Annotated in this window: 2 pseudogenes; both read left to right on the top strand. The window is 63.3% G+C overall.

The features are described from left to right. Positions 1 to 422, top strand: a pseudogene (locus AC1D0P_RS27425) (chromosome segregation protein SMC); the annotation flags it as partial. Between the two features lie 7 nt (positions 423 to 429). After that, positions 430 to 571, top strand: a pseudogene (locus AC1D0P_RS27430) (cell division protein FtsZ); the annotation flags it as partial.

The following is a 571-nucleotide window of genomic DNA, read 5'->3' on the forward strand; positions in this document are numbered from 1 at the left end:
TCCCCGAACTCTTCGGTGGCGGCAACGCCAAGCTCATGATGACCGGCGAGGRAATCCTCGACGCCGGCGTGCAGGTGATCGCCCAGCCGCCCGGCAAGAAGAACCAGACCATCCACCTGCTGTCCGGCGGCGAAAAAGCGCTCACGGCCATCGCGCTGGTGTTTGCCATCTTCCAGCTGAATCCCGCGCCTTTCTGCCTGCTGGACGAGGTCGACGCGCCGCTGGACGACGCCAACACCGAGCGTTACGCCAAGCTGGTGCGCTCCATGAGCAAGGAAACCCAGTTCCTGTTCATCAGCCACAACAAGATCGCCATGGAAATGGCCGAGCAGCTGATCGGCGTGACCATGCAGGAGCAGGGCGTTTCGCGCATCGTGGCGGTGGACATGGAAGCCGCCATCGGTTTCGCAGAAGCAGCCTGATCCCACAATGAGCACTTTGCAGATCAGTCTGGCAGTGGTGGGCGGGCTGGTGCTGGCCGGCGTTGTGGCGCATAGCGCCTGGTCGTCGCGCCGCAATCTGCCCAAGCGTGCTACGCCGGAGGCCGTACCCATGCCAGAAACGACTATGC

It is taken from the genome of Polaromonas sp. P1_G2 (genome assembly GCF_056405515.1).